The following is a 4982-nucleotide window of genomic DNA, read 5'->3' as shown; positions in this document are numbered from 1 at the left end:
TAACGCCCATGGCCATACCGGCCATTTGCGAAAGCGCGCTGCCTGCCATCGAACCGAGCACCGCCCCACCAGCCAGTGCCCAGCCACTTAACCCGGCAGTAGTACCGAGCACACCGCCAGACAACGCTGCGGCACCGATGGACCACGCGGATGCAGTTCCCGCAGCGGCAGCTCCTGCACCGGCCGCCGCCCCAGCTCCCGCCCCAGCAGCGGAGGAAGCCGCACCAAACGCAGACGCAGCCGCCCCAGCGGTATAGATCGTGACCACAATCGCCACCACAATCATCACAATGCTCGACAACCCACCGCTCTTCTTCTTCTTCGGCTTGGGCAGCTTCGGTTTCGGGCTCGGCGTGGTGTTGCCGATCACATCGTTCGGGTTATAGGGCTTGAAGTCGTTGGCGTCGTTGTGCGTGGCCCCCAGCACATTGGGAATCTTCAGGCTGTCGCCTGGAGTCAGTGCCTGTCCACCGGTTAGACCGTTGGCGTCGGCGATCAGATACCACATGGCATCGTCGCCCCATACCTGCAGCGCGATGCTTTGCAGCGTTTCGCCCTCGCTCACCACGTGGGTGGTCGGCGTCAGTCCAAAGGTGTCCTTGGTGATCGGCGACACGGTGTCGGTGATTTCCACCGTATTGGCATTGCCGATATTGGCCACTTCACGGCCATTGAAGTAGATATGGCTTTGCGCCTTGCCGTTCTGCTCCACCGCGAGCAGCTGCCCCTCGCGGTTAGAGGCGAAGCGCCGCGTGAACTTGTTCCCTCCCGTTCCCTCCACCTGCAGCAGTTCCCCCCGGTCTGTGTAGCGATGCGTCGTGACACCAGGAGTACTGGACTTGCTCATGCTGGCAGTGGTTACGGATTCCTTGTAGCTGTCGAAGCCGGCGTAAGTGGTTTTGTAGCTGCCGGAATAGTCGAACGCGCCGCTGGATTTCCATATGGCATAGCGGTAGGAAACCTGATTGCCGGCGCCATCTATCATGCCGGCCTCATTGAAATAGCTGGCCTGTGACAGCCGCTGCACGCCATCAAACTTCTTATACGTAAGCTGCAGGGCCAACTGACCATCGCCACGGTAGCTATAAGTGGTTAAAGAGCTAAACGCGCCACTGCTGGTGTAAGTGGTCTGCGATGTGCGGAGACCAAAATCGTCGTAGGTATTGGTAAAAACTGGCAGCCATTGGCCAAATATGCCGGAGGGGCTTGTGGGGGCCGAAGTATCCAGGCCGGTTCGCATCTCAGAGTTTTTGGAACTGCTTAGAAGCTGCCCCTGATCGTTATAGCTGTACTGATGAATATTAAAGAAGGATGCTGACTCATAGCTTGAGCTCCAGGTCGTAGCGGACATGCGGAGACCGCTCGCGCCATAGCTCATGGCCGTGCCTTTAGCCACCCCGCCAACTTTACCGGCGACCACCTGGCCACTGGCATTGACAAACCCATCGGCCACCAACACACGCCCTTCAGCGTCGTACTTGTACCAGTTGTCGATAACGGTGCGGCCGCCGGTTTGATTGGTGGTATCCAGGCGCACGCGACGGCGATTACCCAACTCGTCAAAGCTGTAGGCCAGAGAGTCGACCCTGCCAGTGCCTATGGTGGTATATAACTCCCAACCGCTGGCGTCGTGGTCAGGGCTGCCAACCAGGCTATTGCCGGCGGGCATCTTGATATCTCTGACGCGCCCTTTTTCATCGTAACGATAGCGCACTTCCCGTGCGGCATTGCCGCTGGTGAAGGTGTCTGGGTTCTGCCCGGAAAGCTTCCACTGCTGAAACTTTCGAGTGCTCTCGCGGGTTCTATTGCCCGCGCTATCGTACTCATATTCACTGATATCGGTGTTGATGATGCCGGTTCCTAGATTCGGCCCCTCCGTTTCAATGTCCGTGATGGATTGCAATAAGCCGTTTTCGTAATAGGCATATTTGCGATCCAGGCGAATACCATCCTTATTGGCTGGCGTAACAGAGTTTCCCTGATCCGCCCCGATGAAGGTTTCTTTCTCCACCTGCCCAAACAGGTTATAGGTGTAGGTAAATACCCGCCCCCCCAGATCCTTGCGACTGCTCAGCCTGGACCAGTCCCCGGTCGTATAGGTCCACGTCTGGGTATTGCCCAGCCCATCCCATTCACTGACTTTACGGCTATAGGCATCGAAGCCATAACGCATCTGGATGCCGGACTCGTTGCGGGTCCACAGGATATTGCCGCGCGCATCACGCAGGGTGTAACGAGTGTTGCCTTTGGTGGCGACCACGCCCCCGCTGTTGAGCGCGGGTGGCGCGGACTCCTCGACCTCGCTACTACCAGTGATCTCCGCCACCAGGCGCCCAGCCTGGTCATAGCGATTGGTCAGCAGTGTGACTTTCGCACCATTGCGGATGATGCCATGGGAGGTGTGGCGATCCATGGCATCAAAACTATCGACGGTCACTACCCCCACGGCATTCCGGGTGGCGATGCGATTGCCATAGGCATCGACCCGATAGGTGCGCCAGTTGCCCAGCGCGTCGACCTCGCGCTCCATTTCCCCCACTTGGTTATGGACATAGTGGCGCGTACGCAGCAGGGTGAAGTCGGCTTGTCCCGAATAGGGCCAGACCCAGTCCTGGTTGGCAATGTGTTTGCCGGCGGCATCGTAGTGATGCTGCTGCATGGTATTAGCACGGTAGCTAGTGCCATTCTCGCGCAGGATGTCGGTGGCGGCATAGGTTTCCGCCCATAGTCGGTTGCCATGGTCGTAGCCGTAGAAGGTGCTGTTGCCCCGCGCGTCGATGCGCTGGGTGACGTTACCCCAGCGGTCGAATACCTGCTTGATGACCGGCGTGACCTTGGTCAGGGTCACGTTGTTCAGGGTATCGGCACTGGTGTTGGCGCTGAACTCCGGCAGGCGTTGCTCGACGGCGCGGCCCAGCTTGTCGTAGCGCGTATAGGTGATGCGGTCGTCGTCGGCGCTCCCCCACAGTTGACCGATCTGGTTGCTGCGCGAGGCATTGCCGGCCAGATCATGGTCCACCACCACAATCCACTGCTGCATGTTGGCGTATGCCTCCACGCGCCCGACTTGGTTGTAGTTGTACAGCTCGGTAAGTTCGCCGTTGATTTTCTTGGCGGTGATTTCGCCGAAGCGGTTGTACTCCACCGACTCTTTAGCGGCCTTGGTCTTGCCATCCCAGTCGCCATACCAGGCGATGGTTGCCGTCTGCTGGCCCAGCTTGTCGTACTCGAAGGTGCGGCGGATCTCCTGGTCGAACTGGAGTTTTTTGCCATCCAGCCAGGTCCAGGCATTCAGCGTCATGCTGACCTGCTGCAGCTCCTCGAGGCGCCGCCCGGCCACGTCGACCTTGTAGGTTTCCTCGGCATTGGTGGCATCGATGCTCTTGATCTCATGGCCGGCGGCGTCGTACAGGGTGCGCGCAACTTTCGCCCAACCACTCTGCGCCACGCCTTGAGCATTCACACCCGCCCGCTGGGTCTCCCGTATGACCTGACCGAAAGCATTGACTTCGTAGCTGGTGGTGGGCGAAGCCAGTACGATGCCGTCAAAGCCCAGCGCGAATGGATCGACCGCGCCGGCCTTGGCCGCCCAGCGCTGTGGCTCGATAACCTTGGTGAGCTGGCCGAGGGCGTTGTACTCGCTGGTGGTGACGTTGTTCAGGGCGTCGGTCAGGGTGCGGACGTTGCCCACCGCGTCGTAGCTGGTCTTGCTCTCGACGATATCGCCGCGCTTCTCGGTGGAGGTGACCTTGCCGCCGAAATCGCTGGCGTCCTGTACCCAGTAGCGCACGTTCTCGCGGGTGACCTGGATCATCCGTCCCATGGCATCATAGCTGTACGCCGTGCTGCGATCCTCCAGCGTGCCGGCCGGAGCCGTCGGGATGCTGGCCTGACTCCAGCTGCTCAGCGCGGTGCCGTACTCCACCTGGCGCTTGAGCCGGCCCAGGTTGTCATACTCCATGCGCGTGTAGTAGCCCATGGCATCCACCATGCCGATGCGGTTGCCGGCGCCGTCGTAGTAGTAGGTCGTGGACGCGCCGGTGATCTTGGTCGCGCCGCTGGCATCGCGCCCCACCAGGGTCTCCTGCACCACCCGGCCCAGGGCGTCGTAGCTGTACAGCGTGGTCGGCGCCAGGGTCTGGCTGGTGGAGGTCGCCACGTTGCCGGTGAAGGTGAACACGCTGACCATATCCTGCTGGACTCGGGTCTTGCGCCCGGCCTTGTCATAGGCGGTGGTCAGGGTACGGTCCTTGGCGGCATCGGCCACCAGGTTGGTGCTGGTGATGTCGCTGGCCAGGTAGTAGCCGCGCGAGGGCACCGCGCCGGTCAGGCCATTGGCGAAGCGCTTGGTGGTGACCTGATTGCCGAGGCTGTCATAGCTGTAAGCCGTGACGCCGCCCAAGGCGTCGATCTCGTGGGTCACCCGCCCCACGCTGTCGTAGACCTTGTAGCTGTCGACGAAGTCGGTGGCGGCGTTGCCGCTGTTGTTGACCCGCACGCGGTTGCGCACGGCATTGCCGGCCGCGTCGTAGGTCACCGTGGTGGTGACCTGGAAGGTATTGGCGGTGCCGTCGCCGGCCTGCTGGAAGGCGCCGCTGGTCTTGTTGTACCAGCCGGGTGAGGTGATGCCGATCTGCCGGTTGAGCTTGTCGTAGCTGTACTTGGTGGTGCGGGCCTGGGCCTTGTTGTCGGTGCCATTGACGGTGCTGCGCAGCACACCTTCGGTGCGGCTGAGCACATTGCCCAGATTGTCGTAGCCGATCTGGGTCACCACATGGTTGCCAGCGCTGGTCACGCTGCCGGCGGCGTCGATGCTGGCGACGGTGATTTTCGGGCTGATCTCTTCGACCAGGCGATTACGTGCGTCGTAGTTGTAGGTCCAGACGTGGCCAAGCTTGTTGGTCAGGGTCTTGCGGTTGCCTACCGCGTCGTAGCTGTAGCTCTCCTTGTGACCCAGGGCGTCGGTGGTGCTGAGCAGGCGC

At 60.8% G+C, this 4982-nt stretch carries 1 protein-coding gene; it reads right to left on the bottom strand.

Annotated features, from left to right (window positions below):
- Positions 1–4982, bottom strand: a 4982-nt coding sequence (locus tag AAFN46_RS20455) for a LysM peptidoglycan-binding domain-containing protein (RefSeq protein ID WP_347810535.1), incomplete at both ends; no start/stop codon positions are given.

The sequence above is a fragment of the Pseudomonas sp. CAU 1711 genome (assembly GCF_039888625.1).
GTDB lineage: Bacteria > Pseudomonadota > Gammaproteobacteria > Pseudomonadales > Pseudomonadaceae > Aquipseudomonas.
The sequence above is the reverse complement of the archived record's forward strand: the minus strand, read 5'-3'. Positions and strand labels throughout refer to the sequence as shown.